Below are 22,921 nucleotides of genomic sequence, written 5' to 3'. Positions count from 1 at the left end.
CGGATCTCGACGGCGCATCCGCAGAGACGCGCAGGGTGTTTCGAACAGGACTGGACAGGACGGGCATGCAGGCCCGCCCTGTCCCCTCCCGTTGCTACTGCTGCTCGGTGTTGTGCCGGTTGGCGATCGTGTCGGTGGAGGTGGCTCCCGCCCAGACGCGGACGCTGTCGATGGTTCCGGGGAAGTAGCGCGTGGCAGCGCCGTTGATCTTCGCCCGGCCGATCTCGAACGCTCCGCTGCCCTGCCAGGGGGCCGGGTACGGCACGCCGTCCTCGTCGCCCATCTGGGCGCTGTCGACGTAGAGTTTGAGTGCGCCGAGCTGGGAGGTGTCGTCGGGGTCGGCTGCCGCCTGCGCGTCGTAGACGACCGTCAGCATGACCGGGACGCCCAGCTTGGCCGTGGTGAAGGCGGTGGACTCGCTCTCGGTCCACGCTGCGCCGGTGCCGTCCTTGTCGGGACGGCCGAACGTCCACCGGCCCTGGGTGCTGCCAGCTGGCTGTTCGTACCAGACGCCCCAGGAGGACTGGCTCGTCCCCGACTGGCCGAACACCTGCACCGCGTACGACTTGCTGGTGTCGGCGAGCCTGGCTGGGTTCAAGGTGGACCAGGCGGTCGCTGTGAACGAACCTGAGTCGTCGACGACCGGACCGGTGGCGGTCGCATACCCGCTGGTGCCGTTCAGGGCCATCGTCTGCGAGGTCGTCACCTCTTCGCCGCTCTCCGCATCACCGGTGGTGTACTGAGTGAGGGCGGCTCCGTTGAGCGTGAGGTTCCGGCCGAAGCCGCTGGTGTCCTTGACCGTGGTGCCGGTCGCGTTAGCCATGTCGGTGGCGTCCCATTTGCCGACGAGTGCCGGGACGGGGTCGCCTGCGGTGCCGTCGCTGAGGTCCTCGTCCTCCAGCCAGGCCTCGTGCGCGACCTCGGTGTCCGCCAGGGCGCGGGACCATACCTTCACCTCGTCGATGGTTCCGGCGAAGTTCTCCTTGCCGGCCGCAGCATGCCAGACCCGCCCGACCTGCAGGCCGCCGGACGCCTTCCACGGCGTTGCGGTGAACGGCACCGGATCGCCCTGCGGGACGCCGTTGACGTAGAGCTGGATGGTCTGCCCGGCCGCGTCGTAGACGCCCGCCAGATGGGTCCAGACGTTCAGGACCGGCGGCTTGGTGCCGACCGAACGGGTGATCACGGGGTCTGCGACATCGGTGTGGTGGCGGTTGAAGATCCAGGCGTTGTAGGAGCTGGAGTAGTACAGATGGAACCCGGAGGCGTTCGTGCCCGCCTGGGACAGAACGGCGTAATTGGCGTCCTTCTTCGTCAGACGCGCCCAGGCCGAGACGGTGAAGGACTTGGTGGTGTCCAGGACCGCGCCGGAGGTGGAGAGGTAGCCGGTCGTGCCGTTGAACCTCACTGCGCCGGAGCCACTGCGGGCCAAGGTGTCCCAGGTGGCCCCCGTGGAGGTCAGCGGGTGCTGGGTCGCGGTGGTGGAGTCGGTGAGCGCCTTGTCCAGGTGCCAGGTCCCCGAGGGCTTCTCGGCGCCCTTGACCAGGAAGCTGTAGTAGCCGGTGAGCGAGCTGTGCCCGGCCGCGTCGTAGCCCCAGACCTGAAGGGTGTTCTCACCGGCCTGGTTAGGCGTGATCGTTTTCGTGGTGGCCGTGCCCTTGGCGACGTTGATCGGGGCGGAGAGCGCGCCGCTGTTCAGCTTCCACTTGTAGCTGACGACGTCCGACTGGATGCCGGCCGTACCGGCGTTGGTGTCGGCGGGTGTGAAGGTGAACTTGCCCGGCGTGCCCACGCCGCCCGCGGCCGGGTCGGTCTCGGCCGGCTTGTAGAGGCCGTCCGTGCTGGTCACGATCGGAGGTGGCGGCGAGTCGGTGTCGACGCGGAAGTAGCACCAGGACGACCAGGCCGAGTCCAGGACACCGGTCGCGCCCCGGTCGGTCTTGTAGTAGGCCTGCGTCTTGACCCGCATCCGGTAGTTCGTCTGCGCCGGCAGCGTGCTGGTGGACGCGTCACGGACGGCATTGTCGGCCACCCAGGCACTGCTCGGCGAGGCCGCGGACCAGGCGCGGCTGGAGCCGTCGGCCTTCCACACCTCGAACGAAGCGCGCAGCTGCGAGTTGGAGCCGTCGGCCGACTGCACCGTGGCCAGCATCTTCGGCGTGGTGTCGCTGGTGGCGAGGGGCAGCGTGGAGGCGTTGCAGGCCCGACCGGTGGTGCCCTGCTGCACGCCGTACGAGGTCGGCTTGCCCGGGTAGGACACGTAAGTCACCGACAACTTCGCGTCGTTGCGGAACCGCGCCCAGGCCCCGGCATCCGACTCGTCGTGCGCGGTCAGCGAGAAGGTGATCTGCGACTGCTTGTTCGAGGCGTAGGAGGCGAGGGTCGTCGTCAGGTTCTCGTTCGTCTCCTCACCCACGTTGTCGCTGAAGCGCACCCAGTTCGCCGGCTGCGACGGGCTGCACAGAGTGCCCCGCCCGTAAGCCACGTTCCGGTCACCCATCAGATCCACACCGGTAGGGCGGGACGACCAAGTGGTGCTGGAGGAGATGCCCTTGTCCACGCGGCTCAGGTCGTACCAGTGCGGATCACAGGAGAACGTCCACACCTGGTACACCTCGAGCGTCGCGTCCAGGACCTTCTTGCCGTGGATCGACGACAGGGGGTACTCGAAGTACATGCGCTGGGTGTACGGGCTGTTGGAGCAGAGGTAGCCGGCGTAGTTGGAGCAGCGCCCTACGCCCTTGTCCTTGTCGAACTCCCAGTACTTGGTGCCGTTGGAGGCCAGAGCCGTCCAGTCGCCCCGCGCGATGCCCTTGGTCGGCGGGTCGATGTAGAGCGGGAAGACGGTGTCCTCACCGTGCAGCAGGGCCAGATCGGGCGTGATCTCCAGGGTGGTGCCGGTGACCTTGAGCGGGAGCTTGGCCGCCGCGTCACCGCTGCCGGGTGCCTCCCCAGAGGCCGGCTCGCCCTCAGCGGCGGGCAGCGGAGCCGCCTCCGTCACCTCCAGCTCACCCTCGGCTGACGAAGCGGTGCGGGCGAGTTGCGTGGTGACGCCGTAAGTGGGCGGGTTGGTGGCCTGGGTGTCACCGGCCGAATCCCACATCCGCCCCGCCGGACTCTCGAAGACCGGAGTGCCGTCGCCGTTGCGCGCGACGAAACCGCCGTCTGCCGTCGGAGCGATGTCCATGCCGCCGCCGGAGACGGTCATCCTGATCGTCGCGAGCGCCGGGTTCTTCGCCGCCTCCGCAGTCTTGACCACGAGCACCGAGGTGTAGCCGGAGCTCAGCGCGGTCAGTTCCAGATCGACGTCCGGGAGGACTTCGGCGTAGGTGGCGGTGTCGCCGTCGAGCCGGGGCTTCGGAAGCGTGGTGGGCCAGCCGAGCTTCAGCTCGTGCCCTTCCCCCTCCAGCGTTACCAGCCCGTCTCCGCTGCCGCCGCCCGAGAAGGTGAGACCGGCGGTCGTGTTCTTTGGCCGCACAGAGCCGTCGGCCTCGGGAACCAGAGTGGTGTCGAGGGGGGCCCAGGTGCCGTCGTCCTGCCGGGCGCGGACGGGAGCCGCGTTCATCTCCTGGGTGAAGGTACCGTCAGGGTTGGCGAAGACTTGAGACGACTCGGTGGTCGCCGCGTCCACGGCCACCCGCTCGCTCATCTCCGCTGCGAGAGCACTCGCTTCCGACTCCGGAGTCCTGTCAGCCGCTACCGGGACCACTCCGTCATCGGCGAATGCTGGCGTCGCCCCGGCCCCGATCACCGGAACTGCAGTTCCTAAGAGCGTGACTGCTATCGCCCCGCTCAGGACCGCCTGACGCCAGCCCTGCCGCCGTATGTGCGTGAACACGCCCCACCCGTCCCCTAGTTCTCCATGTAAAGAAGCTGTGAGGATCATGTGCTGGTCGATCATGTAGGTCAACGGCGGCCCAACACATTGGCCTTTTTTAATCTTCCCGGCAGCGCGTACTGATCGGCCTGGTGACCGTTGACGAATGTTGAGTCAGCATCGCCCACCCTGGCTGTTGACCAGCTTGGAGACGGCACCCACCCACAGGCTGCCCCCAGGTTGAGCACAGCCCTCACTCATCGGCCGTCTGCACTGTGCACGGGTGACATCTGCCACCAATCCACACCCCCACACAACCGTGTCCCCCGACCGGCCGCCGCAGACAACCTCCGCGACAGCCCCCCAACCGCCCCCGCCGGACAAGGCGCCGCGTTGGTCGTTGCCCGCGCTGATCGCGATCCTGGTCCTGGCGGCAGCCCTGTACTCCTGGAACCTGTCGGGGTCGAGCCTCAACAGCTTCTACAGCGCCGCCGTGCTGAGCGGCACGGAGAGCTGGAAGGCGTGGTTCTTCGGCTCGCTGGACGCGGGCAACTTCCTGACCGTCGACAAGCCGCCGTTCGCCCTGATGGTCATGGGCCTGTCGTGCCGGATCTTCGGCTTCGGCACCTGGCAGATGATGCTGCCGATGGTCCTGGTCGCGCTGGCCACGATCTGGATCCTGCACGCGTCCGTGAAGCGGGTCTGGGGGCACGGCGCGGCGACGGTCGCCGCGCTGGTCCTCGCCCTGACCCCGATCACCGTCGCCATCAACCGTGACAACAACCCCGACACCCTGCTGGTCTTCCTCATGGTGGCGGGCGCGGCCCTCGCCCTGCGGGCCGTGCGGGGCGGCAGGCTGCTGCCGCTGCTCGGCTCGGCGGCCTGCTTCGGGCTCGCCTTCAACACGAAGATGCTCCAGGGCTACATCGCGCTGCCCGCCGTCTTCGCGGTCTATCTGTACGCGGCCAAGCCGAAGTTGGTGAAGCGGATCGTCAACCTGCTGCTGGCGGGCGTGGCCCTGGCGGTCAGCAGCTTCTGGTGGGCGGCGGCCGTGTCGCTGGTCCCGGCGTCCGAGCGGCCGTACATCGGCGGTTCGACCGACGGCAGCGCCTGGAACCTGATCATGGGCTACAACGGCCTCGGCCGGATCTTCGGTGGCGAGGGCAACGGCGGGGGCGGTGGGGGCGGAGGCGGCGGCTTCTCCGGAACCGCGGGCATCGGCCGTATGTTCAACGAGATCCTCGGCGGCCAGATCTCCTGGCTCATCCCCTTCTCGGCGATCGCGCTGGTCGGCGGCCTGGTCCTGTGCGGACGCGCCCCGCGTACCGACCCCACGCGGGCGGCGCTGGTGATGTGGGGCGGCTGGACCGCCCTGCACTACCTGACCTTCGCGATGGCCGAGGGCACCATGCACCCGTACTACACGACCGCGCTCGCGCCCGGCATCGCCGCCCTCTGCGGAGGCGGCGGCCTGATGCTGCTGCGCGCCTTCCGCGCCGACAAGCGGTGGGCGTGGGTGCTGCCCCTCGGGCTCGGCGTCACGGCCGTCTGGGCGATCGTGCTGCTGCGCCGGGCCTCCGGCTGGAACACCTGGCTGTGGCCGGCCATCGGGGTCGTGATGGCGCTGGCGATCGTGGGGCTGTTCGTCTTCCGGTCGGGCAACCGGCTTCGTCTGCTGGCGGCTTCGGTGGCCGCGGCGGTCCTCGCAGCGGTCGCGGGGCCGGCCGCGTACGCCTGGTCGGTGCCGTCCGGTGCGGGATCGGGCGGCGGCATGGGCGGTACGAACCCTACGGCCGGGCCCTCGACGGGCGGCGGCATGGGAGGGCCCGGCGGTGGCGGCGGCCGGGGTGGGTTCCCTGGGGGCGGGAACGCGGGCGGGCCCGGTGGTCAGCAGGGCCAGCAGGACGGTCAGGGTCAACAGGACGGTCAGGCTGGCGGTCAGCAGGGCGGGTTCCCCGGTGGCCAGCAGGCGGGTGGCGGCCAGACGACTCCTGGTGGTGGGAACGGTGAGCTGCCGGGCGGCACGGGCGAGGCGGGCGGTACGCCTCCCAACGGCGGCGCCGGGAACGGCGGTACGGCCCAGGGCGGCACCGGCGACAGCGGGCAGCAGCCCGGCGGTGGCGGCGGCACGGGTGGCGGCCCCGGCGGCGGCATGGGGGGCGCGAGCAGCGAGCTGATCACCTACCTGAAGAAGCACCAGGACGGCGCCAAGTGGCTGCTCGCGGTGTCCAGTTCACAGAGCGCCGCGCAGCTCATCCTCAGCAGCGGCCAGCCGGTGATCTCCATGTGGGGCTGGTCGGGCAGCGACAAGGCGATGACCCTCGCCAGGCTCAAGGAGCTGGTGAAGGCGGGCGAGCTGCACTACCTCCAGATCGGTGGCGGCGGCATGGGCGGCGGCCCCGGCGGCGGGTCCAACGTCAGCTCCGAGGTCACGGCGTGGGTGCAGAAGAACGGCACGGCGGTGAAGGAGAGCGAGTACAGCGGGAGTTCGTCGTCGAGTACGTCGAGCTCGTCCAGCACGTCGAACACGTCGGACAGCTCCTCGCAGGGCACGGCCAACCAGTCGACGATCTACCGCCTGGACGCGTCGGACATCAGCTGACACCGACGTAACACGCAACGGCCCCTGACTTCCGGTCAGGGGCCGTTCTGCCGCGTCAACTCGCGTAGACAAGCCCCGATTTGCCGTTTCCCGTCACCCAATGGACACGTCGACTCCATGGACATGGCCGCATGTCCATGTCACTCTCCCGATTGCCGCCTCCATTCAACCCGCGTAGATGGGACCCCCTTTATGCTGGCGACACGCACCCGCCGCCGCTGGAAGCCGGTCGCGCTGACCACCGCCGCCGTCCTGGTCGGCCTCGCCGCTCCCGCCCTGACCGCGAGCCCGGCCGCGGCCACGACGACGGCGTACGACTCGACGTACTACAAGAACGCGATCGGCAAGACGGGCACGAGCCTCAAGTCCTCCCTGCACACCATCATCAGCAGCCAGACGAAGATCTCGTACTCCGCGGTCTGGAACGCCCTCAAGGCCACCGACCAGGACCCGAACAACAGCAGCAACGTGATCCTGCTGTACAGCGGTGTCTCGCGCAGCAAGTCCCTCAACGGCGGCGACGTCGGCGACTGGAACCGCGAACACACGTGGGCCAAGTCCCACGGCGACTTCGGCGAGGCCACCGGACCCGGCACCGACCTGCACCACCTGCGCCCCGCGGACGTCAAGGTCAACAGCATCCGAGGCAACCTGGACTTCGACAACGGCGGCAGCGCGGTCACGGGCGGCGGCGGCAGCCTCGTCGACTCCGACTCCTTCGAGCCGCGCGACGCCGACAAGGGCGACGTGGCCCGCATGATCCTCTACATGGCCGTGCGCTACGAGGGTGACGACGGCTGGGCCAACCTGGAGCCCAACGAGAAGGTCAACAACGGCAGCAACCCGTACATCGGCAAGCTCTCCGTGCTCAAGCAGTGGAACGACGAGGACCCGCCGAGCGCCTTCGAGGAGAAGCGCAACCAGGTCATCTACGACACGTACCAGCACAACCGCAACCCGTTCATCGACCACCCGGAGTGGGTCGAGGCGATCTGGTAACGCACGAAACAAAGGGGCCCTGCCGAACACGTCCGGCAGGGCCCTTCATCCATCCCGGTCACCCGAGACGCACGAGGTCATCGGGCAGTGCTGACCGGTGGCCACCGGTCAGCACGTCGTGCTCGAAGACCAGGACGTACTCCCGGTCCTCGTCGAGCCCGCACGTGCCGCAGGCCTCCTGATACCCGATGACCTCCGCCCGCCCTTGCCCCGGCGTCCCCTTGTCGTTGCCTCCCCACCGCAGGCGCTCGCCGATGCGGTAGGTGTCCTGGAACGTGTGCCCGAAGTGGAACTGCAGGGTCATCGCCCCTTCGTCCCCACACCCCGGGCAGCCGTGCAGCCTCGGCACGACCGCCATGTTGAACGCCCCCACTCAGCCCCCATCGTCGTCTTCGAGACACCAGCCGTGTCCGACCATGCGTTCCTTCAGCCGCTCCACCTGTCCGGCGGGGGGCTTCCGGACGGACAGGGCCGCTGCGGCATGATTGCGGACCACATGCCGGTCGAGACCGAAGGCGGCCTCGACCACCACGCCGAGGTTTCGTTCCGACAGGAGCTCCGAGAGGATGACCAGAAGCGGCCCGTAGTCCTCGTCGTCCCCGCCGTCCTCCCGGAGACCGGCAGGAAACGACGTGCGCAGCTGCTCGACGAGCTCGGCGAGGTGGGGTTCCAGGTTCACGATCCCAGACCCAGCCGGTTCACGTCGTCGTACCTTTGGCACAGCTCCCCGACCCGGGCCTCGACGAAGGCGAGTGCCTCGTCGAGCACGAGGCCGTCGGCGCGTTGCCGGTACGGGATGTGGACCCCGGCCGGCCACTCGCCCATGTCCCGCTCCAGGTCGAGCCGGACGAACGCCTCCACCGTGATCCCCGCCTCGGCGAAGGTGAGGGTCACGGCGAGGCGGTACTCGCTCAGCTCCTGGTCCCGGGTCCGGTCCATCCAGGTGATGGCATGGTCGAGCGTCACCTGCGGCGCACCGTCCACGACATCGAGCCGTACCTGCGGGCTGAGTGTCGAATCGCCGTCATCCCCAAAATCGCCGCCGAAGTCGCATGCCAGGTAGGCGCCGAGCATGAACGCGTCGAGCTGTTTCTGGAACCGGTCCAGCGACAGCAGGAACCGCGCGATACCGGCCGCGTCCAAAGGGGCAGGAGGAGAGACCCGCCGCTCCCTGGCCTTGCGCAGGCGTTCCGCGAGAGGTAACTGTCCCGGGGGCCTCAGGATGAACTTGTTCTTCATCTCGTCAAAGCCGTCGAGGCAGCAGGACACACGGTCGCCCACCTCATAGTTGTCGTCATCGTCGATGTAGAGGACATCGATGAGGCCGTCCCGTGACAGGCCCAGATCCACGATGACTCCCCAACGGAAGACGGCCGTGGCCTCTCCCTCGACGATGCTCCCCACGAGGCCCGTCTCGGCCTCGCTCACCTCGGCGTCGGTCATTGCTCCATCCTTGCCGAGACAAGTGTCACTGGTCAGCCCAGGTGCGTCGGCGCGAACATCCGCAGGACCGCCGGGAGGACCACCACCGAAGGCCCGGGCGCGGCCAGCGCCTTCGCCAGGTCTGCCTCCAGGGTCTCCGGGGACGTCCGTACGCCGGGCACCCCGAACGACTCGGCCAGTGCCACGTAGTCCGGGCGGGTCAGCTCGGTCGCCGTGGCCTCGCCGAAGGCGTCGGTCATGTACGCGCGCAGGATGCCGTAGCCGCCGTCGTCCACGATCAGCCAGGTGACGTTCAGCTCGTACTGCCTGGCCGTCGCCAGCTCGGCGATGGAGTACAGGGCCCCTCCGTCGCCGGACACCGCCAGCACCGGGCGGGTCGGGTCCGCGGCGGCCGCGCCCAGCGCCGCCGGGAAGCCGTAGCCGAGGCCGCCGGCACCCTGGGCGGAGTGCATGTGGTTGGGACCCTTGGGGTCGAACGCGGGCCAGGCCCAGTAGGTGAGGATCGTCATGTCCCAGAAGGACGGGGAGTTGGCGGGGAGCGCCTTGCGCACCGACGCCAACACGTCCTGTTCCAGGGTGAGTTCCTGGGCGGCGATGCGTGCGGCGACCTTCGCGAGGAGTGCGCGGACGCGCTCCGGCGCGGTCGGGTCCTGCCGCTCGGAGACCGTCTCCAGCAGTGCCTGCAGTGCGAGTCGGGCGTCCGCGTGGATGCCGAGTGCCGGGTGGTTGGACTCCAGCTTGCCGAGGTCCGCCTCGATCTGGATGACCCGGCCGCGTGGCTTGAACGTGTGGTAGTTCGAGGAGAGTTCGCCGAGGCCCGAGCCGACCACCAGGAGGACGTCGGCGTCCTCCAGGAAGTCCGTGGTGTGGCGGTCCTCCAGCCAGGACTGGAGCGAGAGAGGGTGCTTCCAGGGGAAGGCGCCCTTGCCGCCGTAGGTGGTGACGACCGGCGCCTGAAGCGTCTCCGCCAGCTGACGCAGCTTCTTCGACGCGTCCGCCCGTACCACTCCCCCGCCCGCGATGATCGCCGGACGGGACGCACGGGACAGCAGGTCGGCGGCGACGGCGGTCAGTTCGGGGCGCGGAGACAGCTCGTCGGGGAAGGCGTCGCCCCCGGTCACGACCGGGATGTGCGTCTCGGCGAGCAGGACGTCCTGCGGGATCTCCACCCACACCGGTCCGTGCGGGGCCGACAGCGCCGACTTCCAGGCCGCCTCGATCGCGGACGGGATCTGGGACTGCGTACGGACCGTGTGAACCGACTTCACCACGCCCCGGAACGAGGCGGCCTGGTCGGGGAGTTCGTGCAGGTAGCCGTGGCGGCCGCCGCCCAGTCCCGCGGTCGGGATCTGACTGCTGATCGCCAGGACGGGGGCGCTCGCGGCGGCCGCCTCGTGGAGCGCGGCCAGCGCTGTCAGCGCGCCCGGGCCCGTCGACAGCAGCAGCGGCGCCGCCTCACCCGTGATCCGGCCGTACGCGTCCGCCGCGAACCCCGCGTTGTTCTCCACCCGCAGGCCGATGTACCGCAGGTCGGAGCGGCGCAGGGCGTCGAACACGCCGAGGGCGTGCTGGCCGGGCAGGCCGAAGACGGTCGTCGCGCCGAGCCCGGCCAGGGTCTCCACGACCAGGTCTCCGCCCCGGCGGCCGGGCGGAGGGTTCAGCGCGGCCTCCGTCTGGGCCGGCGTCGGGCGGAGCACCAGGTCGTGGTCGTGAGTCACTTCGCGCGGGCCTCCGCAATCTGCCGGGACATGATCGTGGTCAGTTCGTACGCCGTGTGGGACGCGGCCACCGACGTGATCTCCGCGTGATCGTACGCGGGCGCCACCTCGACGACATCCGCCGAGACCAGGTTGCAGGACGCGAGGCCGCGCAGGATCTCCAGGAGTTCGCGGGAGGTCATGCCGCCCGCCTCCGGGGTGCCCGTGCCGGGCGCGTGCGCCGGGTCCAGGCAGTCGATGTCGATGGAGATGTACAGCGGGCGGTCGCCGATGCGCTGGCGCAGCTGGTCGGCGACCTCGTCGGCGCCGCGGCGGTAGACGTCCGCGGAGGTGACGATGCCGAAGCCCATCTTCTCGTCGTCGGTGAGGTCCTGCTTGCCGTACAGCGGGCCGCGGGTGCCGACGTGGGAGAGCGCCTCGGTGTCGAGGATGCCCTCCTCGACCGCGCGGCGGAACGGCGTGCCGTGCGTGTACTCGGCGCCGAAGTAGGTGTCCCAGGTGTCGAGGTGGGCGTCGAAGTGGAGCAGGGCGACGGGGCCGTGCTTCTTCGCGACCGACCGCAGCAGCGGGAGCGCGATGGTGTGGTCGCCGCCGAGGGTCATCAGGCGGGCGCCCGTGCCCAGCAGCTCGTCGGCGGCCGCCTCGACGGTCTCCACGGCCTCGTTGATGTCGAACGGGTTCACCGCGATGTCGCCGCCGTCCGCGACCTGCGCGAGGGCGAAGGGGGAGGCGTCCTGCGCCGGGTTGTACGGCCGCAGCAGCCGGGACGCCTCGCGGATCGCGTTGCCGCCGAAGCGGGCGCCCGGCCGGTACGAGACACCCGAGTCGAACGGCACACCCACCACGGCGACGTCGGCGCGCCCGACCTCGTCGAGCCGGGGCAGCCGGGCGAAGGTCGCCGGTCCGGCGTACCGCGGGATGCGGGAGGAGTCGACGGGCCCGCGGGGCGTCTCGCTGCTGCTCATGGCCGGATGCCTTCTTTCCTACGCTTCATGGCGTATGTACTGCTTCTTGTACGACTCTAGGTGGCGGCTGACGGAACCTGACCCTAGGTGGCCGGAGCGCGGCAGCGAAGTGTACGTTTCATCCACTTGCAGCCGAGTGGATGGAGGAAACATCCACCATGCCGGACCCTGCCGTTCCGCCCACTCCGCCCGTGCCCCTGGCCGTGCTGCTGGCCCGCGAGGACCTCGGCCTGCGCCGGATCGCCGGGCCGGCCGCTCCGGGCATCGCCGTCCACGGGGCGCACGCTTCGGAGATGGCCGACCCGTACCCCTATCTGCTGGGCGGCGAACTGCTGCTCACGGCCGGCGTGCACATACCGGAGGCGGCGGGTGCGGGGACCTACTTCGACGACTACGTCTCCCGGATCGTCGCGGCGGGCGGCGCGGCCCTCGGCTTCGGTCTCGCCCCCGTGCACGACACAGTGCCGCGCGCCCTGGTGGCGGCCTGTGACGCGTACGGGCTGCCGCTCCTTGAGGTCCCGCCCCGCACGACCTTCTCGGCTGTCGCCCGCGCGGTCTGGCAGCTGATGGCCCAGGCCCGCCACGCCGAACTCCGCCGCGTCACGGAGGCCCAGCAGAGCCTCGCCGCCGCGGCCTCCCGCCCGGACCCGGTGCCGTCGGTCCTGGCCCAGCTGGCCCAGCGGATCGGCGGCTGGACCGCCCTGTACGGCCCCGAGGGCACGGAGATCGCGACGGCCGGGCGAGGGCCGCAGGACGCGGTGAGGGGCGCGCTGGCGGAGCTGGCGACGGTGGTGCGGCCGACCGCCGTGGCAGCGGGGACGACCGGCGCGACGCCACGGGCGGACGAGGCCCCCCGAGCCGATACGCCGCGGCGCCGAGACCAGCCGGCGGCCGGGGCGGGCAGCCCCCGGCCGACCGCCGGTCCCGCCCACGCCGCCGACCGCGCCGGAGCGCCCCCAGGCCGCACGGCCCTCATCACCGGCACTCCCGGCCCTCCTGCCGCCGACCGCCCGGCGGCGACGGGCCGCACGACCCCGCTCACCAGTACCCCCGGCCCGCCCGCCGCGGACCGGCCCACCCCCTCCTCCGCCACCGACACCGTCGCGGGCGTCCATCTCGCCGCCTACGCCCTCGGGGCCGGTCAGGGGTTCGTGCTCGGGGTCGCGGCGCCGGGGCGCGAACCGGGTGACCACACCATCGCCTCCGTCGCCGCCGTCCTGCTCTCCCTGCTCACCGGGGAGCACCGGAGCGGCGCGGGGGCGGCGCGTTCGTCGGCGCTGGTGCGGCTGTTGCTGGGGAGCGCGCCGGAGGACGTGGCGCCGTTGCTGGGCGGTGGGCGGTGGGTGGTCGTGCACGCCGTTCCCTACGCCCAGCCGGTCGACGCGCTCGCCGGGTCCGCGCTGGGCGCCGCCCTGGGCTCGCCGCTGGTCGACCTGGCTCAGGACGTCGTACGGGTTCTCGTGCCGGACGGGCGGGAGGTGGCCCCGCAGGCCGGGTGGACGCTCGGGGTGAGCGCCCCGGCGGACTCCGGTGAGTGGCCGGCCGCGGACTCCCAGGCGGCCCGTGCCCTGGCGCGCGCCCGGGCCACCCGCACCCCTCTGGTCCGGCACGGCGGGCGGCCCGCGCTCGCGGATCTGGTGCCGCCGCAGGAGGCCGAGACGCACGCCCGCGCGCTCCTCGCCCCGCTCACCTCCGCGAGCCCCGCGCTCACCGAGACGCTGCGCACCTGGCTGTCGCTGCACGGCAGTTGGGACCGTACGGCGGTGGCGCTGTCGGTGCACCGCAACACCGTGCGGCAGCGCGTCGCCCGGTGCGCGAACCTCCTCGACGCCGACCTGGACGATCCGGACGTCCGCATGGAGTTGTGGTTCGCTCTGGGGCGGCTGTAGATCATGACGTGACCCACGTCCCAGCGTGCGGGACGCCGAGTGAACCCACAGACCGCTGCCTCACAATGGGTGGCATGCCGATACCCGGGACACCCAGCCGCGCCGAGCTCGTCGATCACCTCGTGAGGACCCGTATCGCGGGTGCCGTCGCCACCCCGCGTGAGAACAACCTCTCGCACTACCGCAAGCTGGCGAACGGCGACCGCAACTACTGGCTCGGCCTGGAGCTCGGCGACCGCTGGAGCGACGAGCAGGACGTGCTCGCGGTGATGGCGGAGCGGGTCGGCGTCAACGACGACCCCGAGTACCGGTACGGGCAGGACACCATCGACCCCGAGCTGACCCTCGCGGCCCTGGAGCGGCTGGCGGGCCGGCTGCGCAAGGCGGCCGACGGGCGGCAGCGGGTCCTCTTCGCGACGGGCCACCCGGGCGGCCTGCTCGACGTGCACCGCGCCACGGCCGCCGCCCTGCGTTCGGCCGGCTGCGAGGTCCTGGTGATCCCGGACGGGCTGCAGACGGACGAGGGGTACGTCATGCAGTTCGCGGACGTGGCGGTCCTGGAGCACGGCGCCAGCCTCTGGCACACCCACTCCGGCGAGCCGATGAAGGCCATCCTGACCGGCCTGGAGCGCGCGGGCCGCCCGCTGCCCGACCTGGTCGTCGCCGACCACGGCTGGGCGGGCTACGCGGGACAGCACGGCGTCGACTCCGTCGGGTACGCCGACTCCAACGACCCGGCGCTCTTCCTCGCCGAGGCGGAGGGGACCGTGCAGGTGACGGTCCCCCTCGACGACCATGTGATCAGCCCGCGCTACTACGACCCGATGACGGCGTACCTGCTGGCGGAGGCGGGTCTCGCCGAGGAGTGATCAGCGCGGGACGCGGACCACGCCCTCCTGGATCACCGAGATGGCCAGTTGGCCGTCCTGCGTGTAGATGCGGGCCTGGCCGAGACCCCGGCCGCCGTGTGCCGACGGGGACTCCTGGTCGTACAGGAGCCACTCGTCGGCGCGGAACGGCCGGTGGAACCACATCGCGTGGTCCAGGGACGCCCCGACGACGTCACCGACGGCCCAGCCGCCGCGTCCGTGCGCGAGCAGGACCGAGTCGAGCAGGGTCATGTCGGAGACGTAGGTGGCGAGGACGACGTGCAGCAAGGGGTCGTCGGCGAGCTTGCCGCTGGTGCGGAACCACACCTGGGAGTGCGGCTCGCGCGGCTCACCGAACTTCCCGTACGGCGGCTCGTCGACGTAGCGCAGGTCGATCGCCTCGCGGGTCTCCAGGAACTTCTCGACCACCGCCGCGTCGAGGTGGTCGTAGCCGCGCAGCCGCTCCTCGGACGTGGGCAGCGTGGCCGGGTCCGGGGAGGGCGGCATGGGCGTCTGGTGGTCGAGGCCTTCCTCGTACGTCTGGAAGGACGCCGACAGCGTGAAGATCGGCCTGCCGTGCTGGACGGCGACCGCCCGGCGGGTGGTGAAGGAGCGGCCGTCGCGGATGCGCTCGACGTTGTAGACGATGGGCGCGCCCGGGTCGCCCATGCGCAGGAAGTAGGCGTGGAGGGAGTGGGCGTGCCGGTCCGCGGGGACCGTACGCCCGGCGGCGACCAGCGCCTGGGCCGCGACCTGCCCGCCGAACACGCGCGGGACGACGGCGGACCGGGACTGGCCGCGGAAGATGTTCTCCTCGATCTGCTCAAGGTCGAGCAGATCGAGGAGATCCTGAAGTGCCTGGCTCATGGCGTCTAGTTGTACCGGGCAGTAATTGCCGGGACCTTACAGACCCATGTCCTTCGCGATGATCGACTTCATGATCTCGCTGGTGCCGCCGTAGATGCGGTTGACGCGGTTGTCCGCGTACAGGCGGGCGATCGGGTACTCGTTCATGAAGCCGTAGCCGCCGTGCAGCTGGAGGCAGCGGTCGATCACGCGGTGGGCGACCTCGGTGCAGAACAGCTTGGCGCTGGCGGCCTCGGCGGGGGTCAGCTCGCCCGCGTCCAGGGCCTCCAGGGCGCGGTCGGCGACGGCCTCGGCGGCGTCCACCTCGGCCTGGCAGGCGGCCAGCTCGAACTTGGTGTTCTGGAAGGCGGCGACGGGCTTGCCGAAGACGGTGCGCTCCTGGACGTACTCCTTGGCGAACCGGACGGCGGCCTTGGCCTGCGCGTAGGCGCCGTAGGCGATGCCCCAGCGCTCGGAGGCCAGATTGTGGCCGAGGTAGTAGAAGCCCTTGTTCTCCTCGCCGAGGAGGTCCTCGACGGGGACCTTGACGTCGACGAACGCCAGCTCGGCGGTGTCGGAGGTCTTCAGGCCGAGCTTGTCGAGCTTACGGCCGACGGAGTAGCCCTCGGACTTGGTGTCCACGGCGAAGAGGGAGATGCCGAAGCGGCGGTCCTCGGCGGTGGGCGCGGAGGTGCGGGCGCAGACGATGACGCGGTCGGCGTGGACGCCGCCGGTGATGAAGGTCTTGGCGCCGTTGAGGACGTAGTGCGTGCCGTCCTCGGAGAGCTTGGCGGTGGTCTTCATGCCCGCGAGGTCGGAGCCGGTGCCCGGCTCGGTCATCGCGAGGGCCCACATCTCCTCGCCGGAGACGAACTTCGGCAGGAAGCGCTTCTTCTGCTCGTCGGTGGCGAGCATCTTGATGTAGGGCAGGCCGAGCAGCACGTGCACGCCGGAGCCGCCGAAGGAGACGCCCGCGCGGGCGGTCTCCTCGTACATCACGGCCTCGAACTTGTAGGAGTCGATGCCGGCGCCGCCGTGCTCCTCGTCGACGCGGATGCCGAAGACGCCGAGCTCGGCGAGCTTGTAGTAGAAGTCGCGCGGCGCCTGGCCGGCGGCGAACCACTCGTCGTAGACGGGGACGACCTCGGCCTCGATGAAGGCCCGGAGGGTCTCCCGGAACGCCTCGTGGTCCTCGTTGAACACCGTACGGCGCACCGTAGGCCCCTCTCTGCGCCTGAACCGGCGCCGCTCTCGCGGATGTGGCTGCTCGCCGTCGGGGTTGCCTCAATCAATGGTTGCGGCCCCATGGCTAAGCGCTTGCTCATCAACCGTACCGGCGAGTAAGCGACGGCGTCCACGTAACGCTCATCACGCTTCGGGCAAGGCGGGCCGACTCACTCCTGCCCGGCCGCCGCCAGCGCGCCCCGTGCCATGCGGTGCAGCAGCTCGGCCGTGGTCCCCCGTCCCGGGAGGGTGCCGGCGCGGCCGAGGTGGGGGGTGGAGTTGAGCAGGCCGAACACGGAGTGCACCGCCGAGCGGGCCGCCGGTTCGCCCAGGTCGGGGTAGACCTCACGGACGACGCCCACCCACAGCTCGACGTACTGCCGCTGGAGCTGCCTGACGAGCTTGCGGTCGCTGTCCCGGAGGCGGTCCAGCTCGCGGTCGTGCAGGGTGATGAGGGGACGGTCGTCGAGCGCGAAGTCGATGTGCCCCTCGATGAGCGAGTCGAGGACCGCCCCGGGAGCCACCCCGTCGGCCTCCTTCAACCGCTGCTTCGCCCCGGTCAGCAGCTGGCCGCTGATGCCGACCAGCAGCTCGGCGAGCATCGCGTCCTTGCCGGGGAAGTGCCGGTACAGGCCGGGGCCGCTGATGCCGACCGCGGCGCCTATCTCGTCGACCCCGACGCCGTGGAAGCCGCGCTCGGCGAAGAGCCGGGCGGCCTCCTTGAGGATCTGCTCACGGCGGGTGGGGGCGTCGGTCCGGGTGCTCATGAAGACAATTCTAGACAGGGAGGTTAGCGGTCGTTAACCTGATGGAAATGCGTTAACGCTCATTAACAATTGAGGGGACCGCAGGATGCACCAGGCACCGGAGCTTCAGAGCGCGGCAGATCCCGCGTCGGAGGCCTGGCGGGCCAACGAGGAAGCGCACCGCACGCTCGTCGAGGAGCTGCGCGGCAAGCTGGCCGCGGCCCGCCTCGGCGGCGGCGAGAAGGCCCGCGCCCGCCACACCGCGCGCGGCAAGCTGCTCCCGCGCGACCGCGTCGACACACTGCTGGACCCGGGCTCGCCCTTCCTGGAGCTGGCGCCCCTGGCCGCCGACGGGATGTACGAGGGGCAGGCCCCGGCCGCCGGGGTCATCGCCGGGATCGGGCGAGTCAGCGGCCGCGTGTGCGTGATCGTCGCCAACGACGCCACCGTCAAGGGCGGCACGTACTACCCGATGACGGTGAAGAAGCACCTGCGCGCGCAGGAGGTGGCCCTGGAGAACCGGCTGCCGTGCGTCTACCTCGTCGACTCCGGCGGGGCATTCCTGCCGATGCAGGACGAGGTCTTCCCCGACCGCGAGCACTTCGGGCGGATCTTCTACAACCAGGCCCGCATGTCCGGCGCCGGCATCCCGCAGATCGCGGCCGTGCTCGGCTCCTGCACGGCCGGCGGGGCGTACGTCCCGGCGATGAGCGACGAAGCCGTGATCGTCCGCAACCAGGGCACGATCTTCCTCGGCGGCCCGCCCCTGGTGAAGGCCGCCACCGGTGAGGTCGTCACCGCCGAGGAGCTCGGCGGCGGCGAGGTCCACGCGCGCGTGTCGGGTGTGACGGACCACCTCGCGGAGGACGACGCGCACGCGCTGCGGATCGTGCGGGACATCGTCGCCACGCTCCCCGCGCGCGGGCCGCTGCCCTGGGAGGTCACCGCGGCCGTCGAGCCGAAGGTCGACCCCTACGGGCTGTACGGCGCGGTGCCGGTCGACTCCCGCACCCCCTACGACGTCCGCGAGATCATCGCGCGCGTGGTCGACGGCTCCCGGTTCGCCGAGTTCAAGGCCGAGTTCGGGCAGACCCTGGTCACCGGCTTCGCCCGCGTCCACGGCCACCCGGTCGGCATCGTCGCCAACAACGGCATCCTGTTCTCCGAGTCCGCCCAGAAGGGCGCCCACTTCATCGAGCTGTGCGACCAGCGCGGGATCCCGCTGGTGTTCCTGCAGAACATCTCCGGGTTCATGGTCGGCAGGGACTACGAGGCCGGTGGCATCGCCAAGCACGGCGCCAAGATGGTCACGGCCGTGGCGTCCACGAGGGTGCCGAAGCTGACCGTCGTCGTCGGCGGGTCGTACGGCGCGGGCAACTACTCGATGTGCGGGCGGGCGTACTCGCCCCGCTTCCTGTGGATGTGGCCCGGCGCCAAGATCTCCGTGATGGGAGGCGAGCAGGCCGCCTCCGTCCTCGCGACCGTCAAGCGGGACCAGTCGGAGGCGCGCGGGGAGTCCTGGCCCCTGGAGGAGGAAGAGGCGTTCAAGGCGCCGATCCGCGCGCAGTACGAGCGCCAGGGCAACGCCTACTACGCGACCGCCCGCCTCTGGGACGACGGCGTGATCGACCCGCTGGAGACCCGGCAGGTGCTGGGCCTCGCCCTGACCGCTTGCGCCAACGCCCCACTGGGTGACCCCCAGTTCGGCGTCTTCCGGATGTGAGGGACCTGACGACGATGTTCGACACAGTGCTTGTGGCCAACCGGGGCGAGATCGCCGTCCGCGTCATCCGGACGCTGCGGTCGATGGGCGTGCGCTCGGTGGCCGTCTTCTCCGACGCCGACGCGGACGCCCGGCACGTCCGTGAGGCCGACACGGCGGTACGGATCGGACCGGCACCCGCGGCCGAGAGCTATCTGTCCGTCGAGCGGCTCCTGCAGGCCGCGGCGCGCACGGGCGCGCAGGCGGTCCATCCCGGGTACGGCTTCCTCGCGGAGAACGCCGGCTTCGCCCGCGCGTGCGCCGAGGCGGGGCTGGTGTTCATCGGTCCTCCGGCGGACGCCATCGCGTTGATGGGCGACAAGATCCGCGCCAAGGAGACGGTGCGGGCGGCCGGGGTGCCGGTGGTGCCGGGCGGCCGTGACCCCGAGCTGGCCGAGGCGGCCCACGAGCTCGGGGCGCCCGTGCTGCTCAAGCCCTCGGCGGGCGGCGGCGGCAAGGGCATGCGCCTGGTGCGGGACCTGACCGCGCTGGAGGACGAGATCGCCGCCGCCCGCCGCGAGGCCCGCGCCTCCTTCGGCGACGACACGCTCCTCGTGGAGCGGTGGGTCGACCGGCCCCGGCACATCGAGATCCAGGTCCTGGCCGACGGCCACGGCAACGTCGTGCATCTGGGCGAGCGCGAGTGCTCCCTGCAGCGGCGCCACCAGAAGGTCGTCGAGGAGGCGCCGTCCGTCCTCCTCGACGAGCGGACCCGTGCCGCGATGGGCGAGGCGGCGGTGCAGGCGGCCCGCTCCTGCGGCTACCGGGGCGCGGGCACGGTGGAGTTCATCGTCCCCGGCGGCGACCCCTCCTCCTACCACTTCATGGAGATGAACACCCGCCTCCAGGTGGAGCACCCGGTGACCGAGCTGGTCACGGGCCTCGACCTGGTGGAGTGGCAGCTGCGGGTGGCGGCGGGCGAGCCCCTGTCCTTCGGGCAGGACGACATCGCGCTCACCGGTCACGCCATCGAGGCCCGTATCTGCGCCGAAACTGTGTCCATTAAAGAGGGCTCACGCGGGTTCCTGCCGTCGGGCGGCACGGTCCTCAGGCTGCGCGAACCGCAGGGCGACGGCGTCCGCACCGACTCCGGGCTCAGCGAGGGCACGGAGGTCGGCAGCCTGTACGACCCGATGCTGTCCAAAGTGATCGCGTACGGCCCCGACCGCGCGACCGCCCTCAGGAAGCTCCGGGCGGCCCTCGCGGAGACGGTCACGCTGGGGGTGCAGACCAACGCGGGGTTCCTGCGCAGACTGCTGGCCCATCCGGCGGTCGTGGCCGGGGAGTTGGACACCGGTCTGGTGGAGCGGGAGGTGGAGGGGCTCGTGTCCACCGACGTACCGGACGAGGTGTACGAGGCGGCGGCGGCCGTACGGCTGGATGCGCTGCGGCCCCCCGCGGCCGAGGGCTGGACGGACCCCTTCTCGGTGCCGAGCGGCTGGCGGCTCGGCGGTGAGCCGCGGCCCGTCGGCTTCCACCTGCGGGTGCAGGACCCGGTGGAGTACGTGCCGCGCGGCACCCACACCGTCACCGACGACCGGGTCCTTGTCACCTTGGACGGCGTCCGCCACACCTTCCACCGCGCCGCCGACTGGCTCGGCCGCGACGGCGACGCCTGGCACGTGCGCGACCACGACCCCGTGGCCGCGTCCCTGAACCGGGCCGCGCACTCCGGCGCCGACTCGCTGACCGCGCCCATGCCGGGGACGGTGACGGTGGTGAAGGTGGCCGTCGGCGACGAGGTGACCGCAGGTCAGAGCCTGCTGGTGGTGGAGGCGATGAAGATGGAGCACGTCGTCTCCGCCCCGCACGCGGGCACGGTCACCGAGCTGGACGTGACACCGGGCACGACGGTCGCCATGGAGCAGGTGCTCGCGGTCATCGCCCCGGTGGAGGCTCCGGAGGAGGAGAAATGACGCTCCCCATGGCCGTACCGGCCCAGGACCTGCCCGCCCGCGTCCGCATCCACGAGGTCGGCCCGCGCGACGGCCTGCAGAACGAGAAGTCGGCGGTGCCGACCGAGGTCAAGGCGGAGTTCATCCGCCGGCTGGCCGACGCGGGCCTGACGACGATCGAGGCGACCAGCTTCGTGCACCCCAAGTGGGTGCCCCAGCTGGCGGACGCCGAGCAGCTGTTCCCGACGGTCAGCGAGCTGCCGGTCGCGCTGCCGGTCCTCGTGCCGAACGAGCGCGGCCTGGACCGGGCCCTGGCGCTCGGGGCGCGGCGCGTCGCCGTTTTCGCCAGCGCCACCGAGTCCTTCGCGAAGGCCAACCTCAACCGCACGGTCGACGAGGCGCTCGCGATGTTCGAGCCGGTGGTCGCCCGGGCGAAGGCGGAGGGCGTGCACGTGCGCGGCTACCTCTCCATGTGCTTCGGCGACCCGTGGGAGGGCCCGGTGCCTCTCGCCCAGGTGGTGCGGGTCTGCGCGGCCCTGACCGGCATGGGCTGCGACGAGCTGAGCCTCGGCGACACGATCGGGGTGGCGACCCCGGGGCACGTGAGCGCCCTGCTGACCGCGCTCGGCGAACGGGGCGTTCCGGTCGGCGCGCTGGGCGTGCACTTCCACGACACCTACGGTCAGGCACTCGCCAACACCCTGGCCGCCCTCCAGCACGGTGTCACCACCGTCGACGCCTCCGCGGGCGGACTGGGCGGCTGCCCGTACGCCAAGTCCGCCACCGGCAACCTCGCCACCGAAGACCTCGTGTGGATGCTTCAGGGGCTCGGCATCGACACCGGAGTAGATCTCGGCCGTCTCGTCGCCACCAGCGTGTGGATGGCCGACCAACTGGGCCGACCCAGCCCGTCCCGCACCGTCCGAGCCCTCTCCCACGAGGACGCCCAGGGCACCGAGGAGCACTGACCGACATGGACCACCGACTCTCCCCCGAACTGGAAGAACTCCGCCGCACGGTCGAGGAGTTCGCGCACGACGTGGTGGCGCCGAAGATCGGCGACTTCTACGAGCGGCACGAGTTCCCGTACGAGATCGTCCGCGAGATGGGCCGCATGGGCCTGTTCGGGCTGCCGTTCCCGGAGGAGTACGGCGGCATGGGCGGCGACTACCTGGCCCTCGGCGTGGCCCTGGAGGAGCTGGCCCGGGTCGACTCCTCGGTGGCGATCACCCTGGAGGCGGGTGTCTCGCTCGGCGCGATGCCGATCCACCTGTTCGGCACCGAGGAGCAGAAGCGCCGGTGGCTGCCGCGGCTGTGCACCGGGGAGGTCCTCGGCGCCTTCGGGCTGACCGAGCCGGACGGCGGCTCGGACGCGGGGGCGACCCGGACGACGGCCCGGCTGGACGCGGAGACGGACGAATGGGTGATCAACGGCACGAAGTGCTTCATCACCAACTCGGGCACGGACATCACGGGGTTGGTGACGGTCACGGCCGTCACCGGGCGCAAGCCGGACGGCCGGCCGCTGATCTCGGCGATCATCGTCCCCTCGGGCACGCCCGGGTTCACGGTGGCGCAGCCGTACTCGAAGGTCGGCTGGAACGCCTCGGACACCCGCGAGCTGTCCTTCGACGACGTGCGGGTCCCGGCGGCCAACCTGCTGGGCGAGGAGGGCCGCGGCTACGCCCAGTTCCTGCACATCCTGGACGAGGGCCGCATCGCCATCGCGGCGCTCGGCACCGGCCTCGCGCAGGGCTGTGTGGACGAGTCGGTGAAGTACGCGAAGCAACGCCATGCCTTCGGCAAGCCCATCGGCGCCAACCAGGCGATCCAGTTCAAGATCGCCGACATGGAGATGAAGGCCCACACGGCCCGCCTCGCCTGGCGTGACGCGGCCTCACGTCTGGTGTCCGGCGAACCCTTCAAGAAGGAGGCGGCGCTGGCGAAGCTGTACTCGTCCACCGTCGCCGTGGACAACGCCCGCGACGCCACGCAGATCCACGGCGGCTATGGCTTCATGAACGAGTATCCGGTGGCCCGGATGTGGCGCGACTCCAAGATCCTGGAGATCGGCGAGGGCACGAGCGAGGTGCAGCGGATGCTGATCGCGCGGGAGCTGGGCCTGACGAGCTGACGTCCGTCCTCG

The 22,921-nt window shown here is 71.0% G+C and carries 17 protein-coding genes; 8 read left to right on the top strand and 9 right to left on the bottom strand.

Annotated features, from left to right (window positions below):
- Positions 1-94: 94 nt before the first annotated feature.
- Complete coding sequence (locus ACFYWX_RS35145; protein WP_389428888.1) at positions 95-3,649, bottom strand: LamG-like jellyroll fold domain-containing protein; 3,555 nt, start codon at positions 3,647-3,649, stop codon at positions 95-97.
- A 451-nt stretch (positions 3,650-4,100) separates the two neighbouring features.
- Here ACFYWX_RS35145 and ACFYWX_RS35140 point away from each other — a divergent pair, with 451 nt between their 5' ends.
- Positions 4,101-6,419 carry an ArnT family glycosyltransferase gene (locus ACFYWX_RS35140; RefSeq protein ID WP_389428887.1) on the top strand — a complete coding sequence of 773 codons (2,319 nt, stop codon included), beginning with the start codon at positions 4,101-4,103 and terminating at the stop codon, positions 6,417-6,419.
- A 192-nt stretch (positions 6,420-6,611) separates the two neighbouring features.
- The gene (locus ACFYWX_RS35135) at positions 6,612-7,418 is read left to right on the top strand and encodes an endonuclease I family protein (RefSeq protein WP_389428886.1); all 807 of its coding nucleotides are present in this window, start codon (positions 6,612-6,614) and stop codon (positions 7,416-7,418) included.
- Between the two features lie 58 nt (positions 7,419-7,476).
- On the opposite strand, the gene ACFYWX_RS35130 is transcribed toward ACFYWX_RS35135, so the two are convergent.
- The 5 genes from ACFYWX_RS35130 to speB all read right to left on the bottom strand — a co-directional run bounded on the left by ACFYWX_RS35130 (position 7,477) and on the right by speB (position 11,544).
- Entirely contained in the window at positions 7,477-7,722 is a 246-nt protein-coding gene (locus ACFYWX_RS35130; protein ID WP_389428885.1) for a hypothetical protein, read from the bottom strand.
- Between the two features lie 69 nt (positions 7,723-7,791).
- Positions 7,792-8,097, bottom strand: a complete 306-nt coding sequence (locus ACFYWX_RS35125) for a hypothetical protein (RefSeq protein ID WP_389428884.1) — start codon at positions 8,095-8,097, stop codon at positions 7,792-7,794.
- Positions 8,094-8,861, bottom strand: a complete 768-nt coding sequence (locus tag ACFYWX_RS35120) for a hypothetical protein (protein ID WP_389428883.1) — start codon at positions 8,859-8,861, stop codon at positions 8,094-8,096. The genes ACFYWX_RS35125 and ACFYWX_RS35120 overlap by 4 nt, the downstream gene beginning before the upstream one ends.
- A 32-nt stretch (positions 8,862-8,893) precedes the next feature.
- Positions 8,894-10,579, bottom strand: coding sequence for a thiamine pyrophosphate-binding protein (locus ACFYWX_RS35115; RefSeq protein WP_389428882.1), 1,686 nt, complete (start codon positions 10,577-10,579; stop codon positions 8,894-8,896).
- Positions 10,576-11,544, bottom strand: a complete 969-nt coding sequence (speB, locus tag ACFYWX_RS35110) for an agmatinase (protein ID WP_389428881.1) — start codon at positions 11,542-11,544, stop codon at positions 10,576-10,578. The genes ACFYWX_RS35115 and speB overlap by 4 nt, the downstream gene beginning before the upstream one ends.
- A 158-nt stretch (positions 11,545-11,702) precedes the next feature.
- On the opposite strand from speB, the gene ACFYWX_RS35105 reads away from it, so the two are divergent.
- Positions 11,703-13,433, top strand: coding sequence for a helix-turn-helix domain-containing protein (locus ACFYWX_RS35105; RefSeq protein ID WP_389428880.1), 1,731 nt, complete (start codon positions 11,703-11,705; stop codon positions 13,431-13,433).
- 74 nt (positions 13,434-13,507) lie between these two features.
- The gene (locus tag ACFYWX_RS35100) at positions 13,508-14,302 is read left to right on the top strand and encodes a phosphatase (RefSeq protein WP_389428879.1); all 795 of its coding nucleotides are present in this window, start codon (positions 13,508-13,510) and stop codon (positions 14,300-14,302) included.
- On the opposite strand, the gene ACFYWX_RS35095 is transcribed toward ACFYWX_RS35100, so the two are convergent.
- From ACFYWX_RS35095 to ACFYWX_RS35085, 3 genes are all read right to left on the bottom strand, one after another.
- On the bottom strand, positions 14,303-15,169 hold the full coding sequence (locus ACFYWX_RS35095; RefSeq protein WP_389428878.1) for an acyl-CoA thioesterase: 867 nt from the start codon (positions 15,167-15,169) through the stop codon (positions 14,303-14,305).
- 36 nt (positions 15,170-15,205) lie between these two features.
- Entirely contained in the window at positions 15,206-16,363 is a 1,158-nt protein-coding gene (locus tag ACFYWX_RS35090; protein ID WP_389428877.1) for an acyl-CoA dehydrogenase family protein, read from the bottom strand.
- Positions 16,364-16,542: 179 nt separating this feature from the next.
- Positions 16,543-17,139: a TetR/AcrR family transcriptional regulator gene (locus ACFYWX_RS35085; RefSeq protein WP_389428876.1), complete on the bottom strand. Its 597-nt coding sequence runs from the start codon at positions 17,137-17,139 to the stop codon at positions 16,543-16,545.
- An 85-nt stretch (positions 17,140-17,224) separates the two neighbouring features.
- On the opposite strand from ACFYWX_RS35085, the gene ACFYWX_RS35080 reads away from it, so the two are divergent.
- Genes ACFYWX_RS35080 through ACFYWX_RS35065 form a run of 4 tightly spaced genes read left to right on the top strand, consistent with a single transcriptional unit; the run spans position 17,225 to position 22,909 of the window.
- Positions 17,225-18,841: a carboxyl transferase domain-containing protein gene (locus ACFYWX_RS35080; RefSeq protein WP_389428875.1), complete on the top strand. Its 1,617-nt coding sequence runs from the start codon at positions 17,225-17,227 to the stop codon at positions 18,839-18,841.
- A 14-nt stretch (positions 18,842-18,855) separates the two neighbouring features.
- Positions 18,856-20,796 (top strand): acetyl/propionyl/methylcrotonyl-CoA carboxylase subunit alpha, encoded by a 1,941-nt coding sequence (locus ACFYWX_RS35075; RefSeq protein ID WP_389428874.1) that lies wholly within the window; start codon positions 18,856-18,858, stop codon positions 20,794-20,796.
- Positions 20,793-21,743 (top strand): hydroxymethylglutaryl-CoA lyase, encoded by a 951-nt coding sequence (locus tag ACFYWX_RS35070; protein ID WP_389428873.1) that lies wholly within the window; start codon positions 20,793-20,795, stop codon positions 21,741-21,743. The genes ACFYWX_RS35075 and ACFYWX_RS35070 overlap by 4 nt, the downstream gene beginning before the upstream one ends.
- 5 nt (positions 21,744-21,748) lie before the next feature.
- Complete coding sequence (locus tag ACFYWX_RS35065) at positions 21,749-22,909, top strand: acyl-CoA dehydrogenase family protein (protein ID WP_389428872.1); 1,161 nt, start codon at positions 21,749-21,751, stop codon at positions 22,907-22,909.
- Positions 22,910-22,921 lie beyond the last annotated feature (12 nt).

Origin of the sequence: Streptomyces sp. NPDC002888 (genome assembly GCF_042888465.1) — a bacterium.
GTDB lineage: Bacteria > Actinomycetota > Actinomycetes > Streptomycetales > Streptomycetaceae > Streptomyces.
The sequence above is the reverse complement of the archived record's forward strand: the minus strand, read 5'-3'. Positions and strand labels throughout refer to the sequence as shown.

What these genes read in the sequence shown, in the direction of transcription:
- ACFYWX_RS35145 (WP_389428888.1), bottom strand. Translation starts at nt 3,649, where the DNA reads ATGAGCGAGCGGGTGGCCGTGGACGCGGCGACCACCGAGTCGTCTCAA.
- ACFYWX_RS35135 (WP_389428886.1), top strand. Translation starts at nt 6,612, where the DNA reads ATGCTGGCGACACGCACCCGCCGCCGCTGGAAGCCGGTCGCGCTGACC.
- ACFYWX_RS35130 (WP_389428885.1), bottom strand. Translation starts at nt 7,722, where the DNA reads ATGACCCTGCAGTTCCACTTCGGGCACACGTTCCAGGACACCTACCGC.
- ACFYWX_RS35120 (WP_389428883.1), bottom strand. Translation starts at nt 8,861, where the DNA reads ATGACCGACGCCGAGGTGAGCGAGGCCGAGACGGGCCTCGTGGGGAGC.
- speB (WP_389428881.1), bottom strand. Translation starts at nt 11,544, where the DNA reads ATGAGCAGCAGCGAGACGCCCCGCGGGCCCGTCGACTCCTCCCGCATC.
- ACFYWX_RS35105 (WP_389428880.1), top strand. Translation starts at nt 11,703, where the DNA reads ATGCCGGACCCTGCCGTTCCGCCCACTCCGCCCGTGCCCCTGGCCGTG.
- ACFYWX_RS35100 (WP_389428879.1), top strand. Translation starts at nt 13,508, where the DNA reads ATGCCGATACCCGGGACACCCAGCCGCGCCGAGCTCGTCGATCACCTC.
- ACFYWX_RS35095 (WP_389428878.1), bottom strand. Translation starts at nt 15,169, where the DNA reads ATGAGCCAGGCACTTCAGGATCTCCTCGATCTGCTCGACCTTGAGCAG.
- ACFYWX_RS35085 (WP_389428876.1), bottom strand. Translation starts at nt 17,139, where the DNA reads ATGAGCACCCGGACCGACGCCCCCACCCGCCGTGAGCAGATCCTCAAG.
- ACFYWX_RS35080 (WP_389428875.1), top strand. Translation starts at nt 17,225, where the DNA reads ATGCACCAGGCACCGGAGCTTCAGAGCGCGGCAGATCCCGCGTCGGAG.
- ACFYWX_RS35075 (WP_389428874.1), top strand. Translation starts at nt 18,856, where the DNA reads ATGTTCGACACAGTGCTTGTGGCCAACCGGGGCGAGATCGCCGTCCGC.
- ACFYWX_RS35070 (WP_389428873.1), top strand. Translation starts at nt 20,793, where the DNA reads ATGACGCTCCCCATGGCCGTACCGGCCCAGGACCTGCCCGCCCGCGTC.
- ACFYWX_RS35065 (WP_389428872.1), top strand. Translation starts at nt 21,749, where the DNA reads ATGGACCACCGACTCTCCCCCGAACTGGAAGAACTCCGCCGCACGGTC.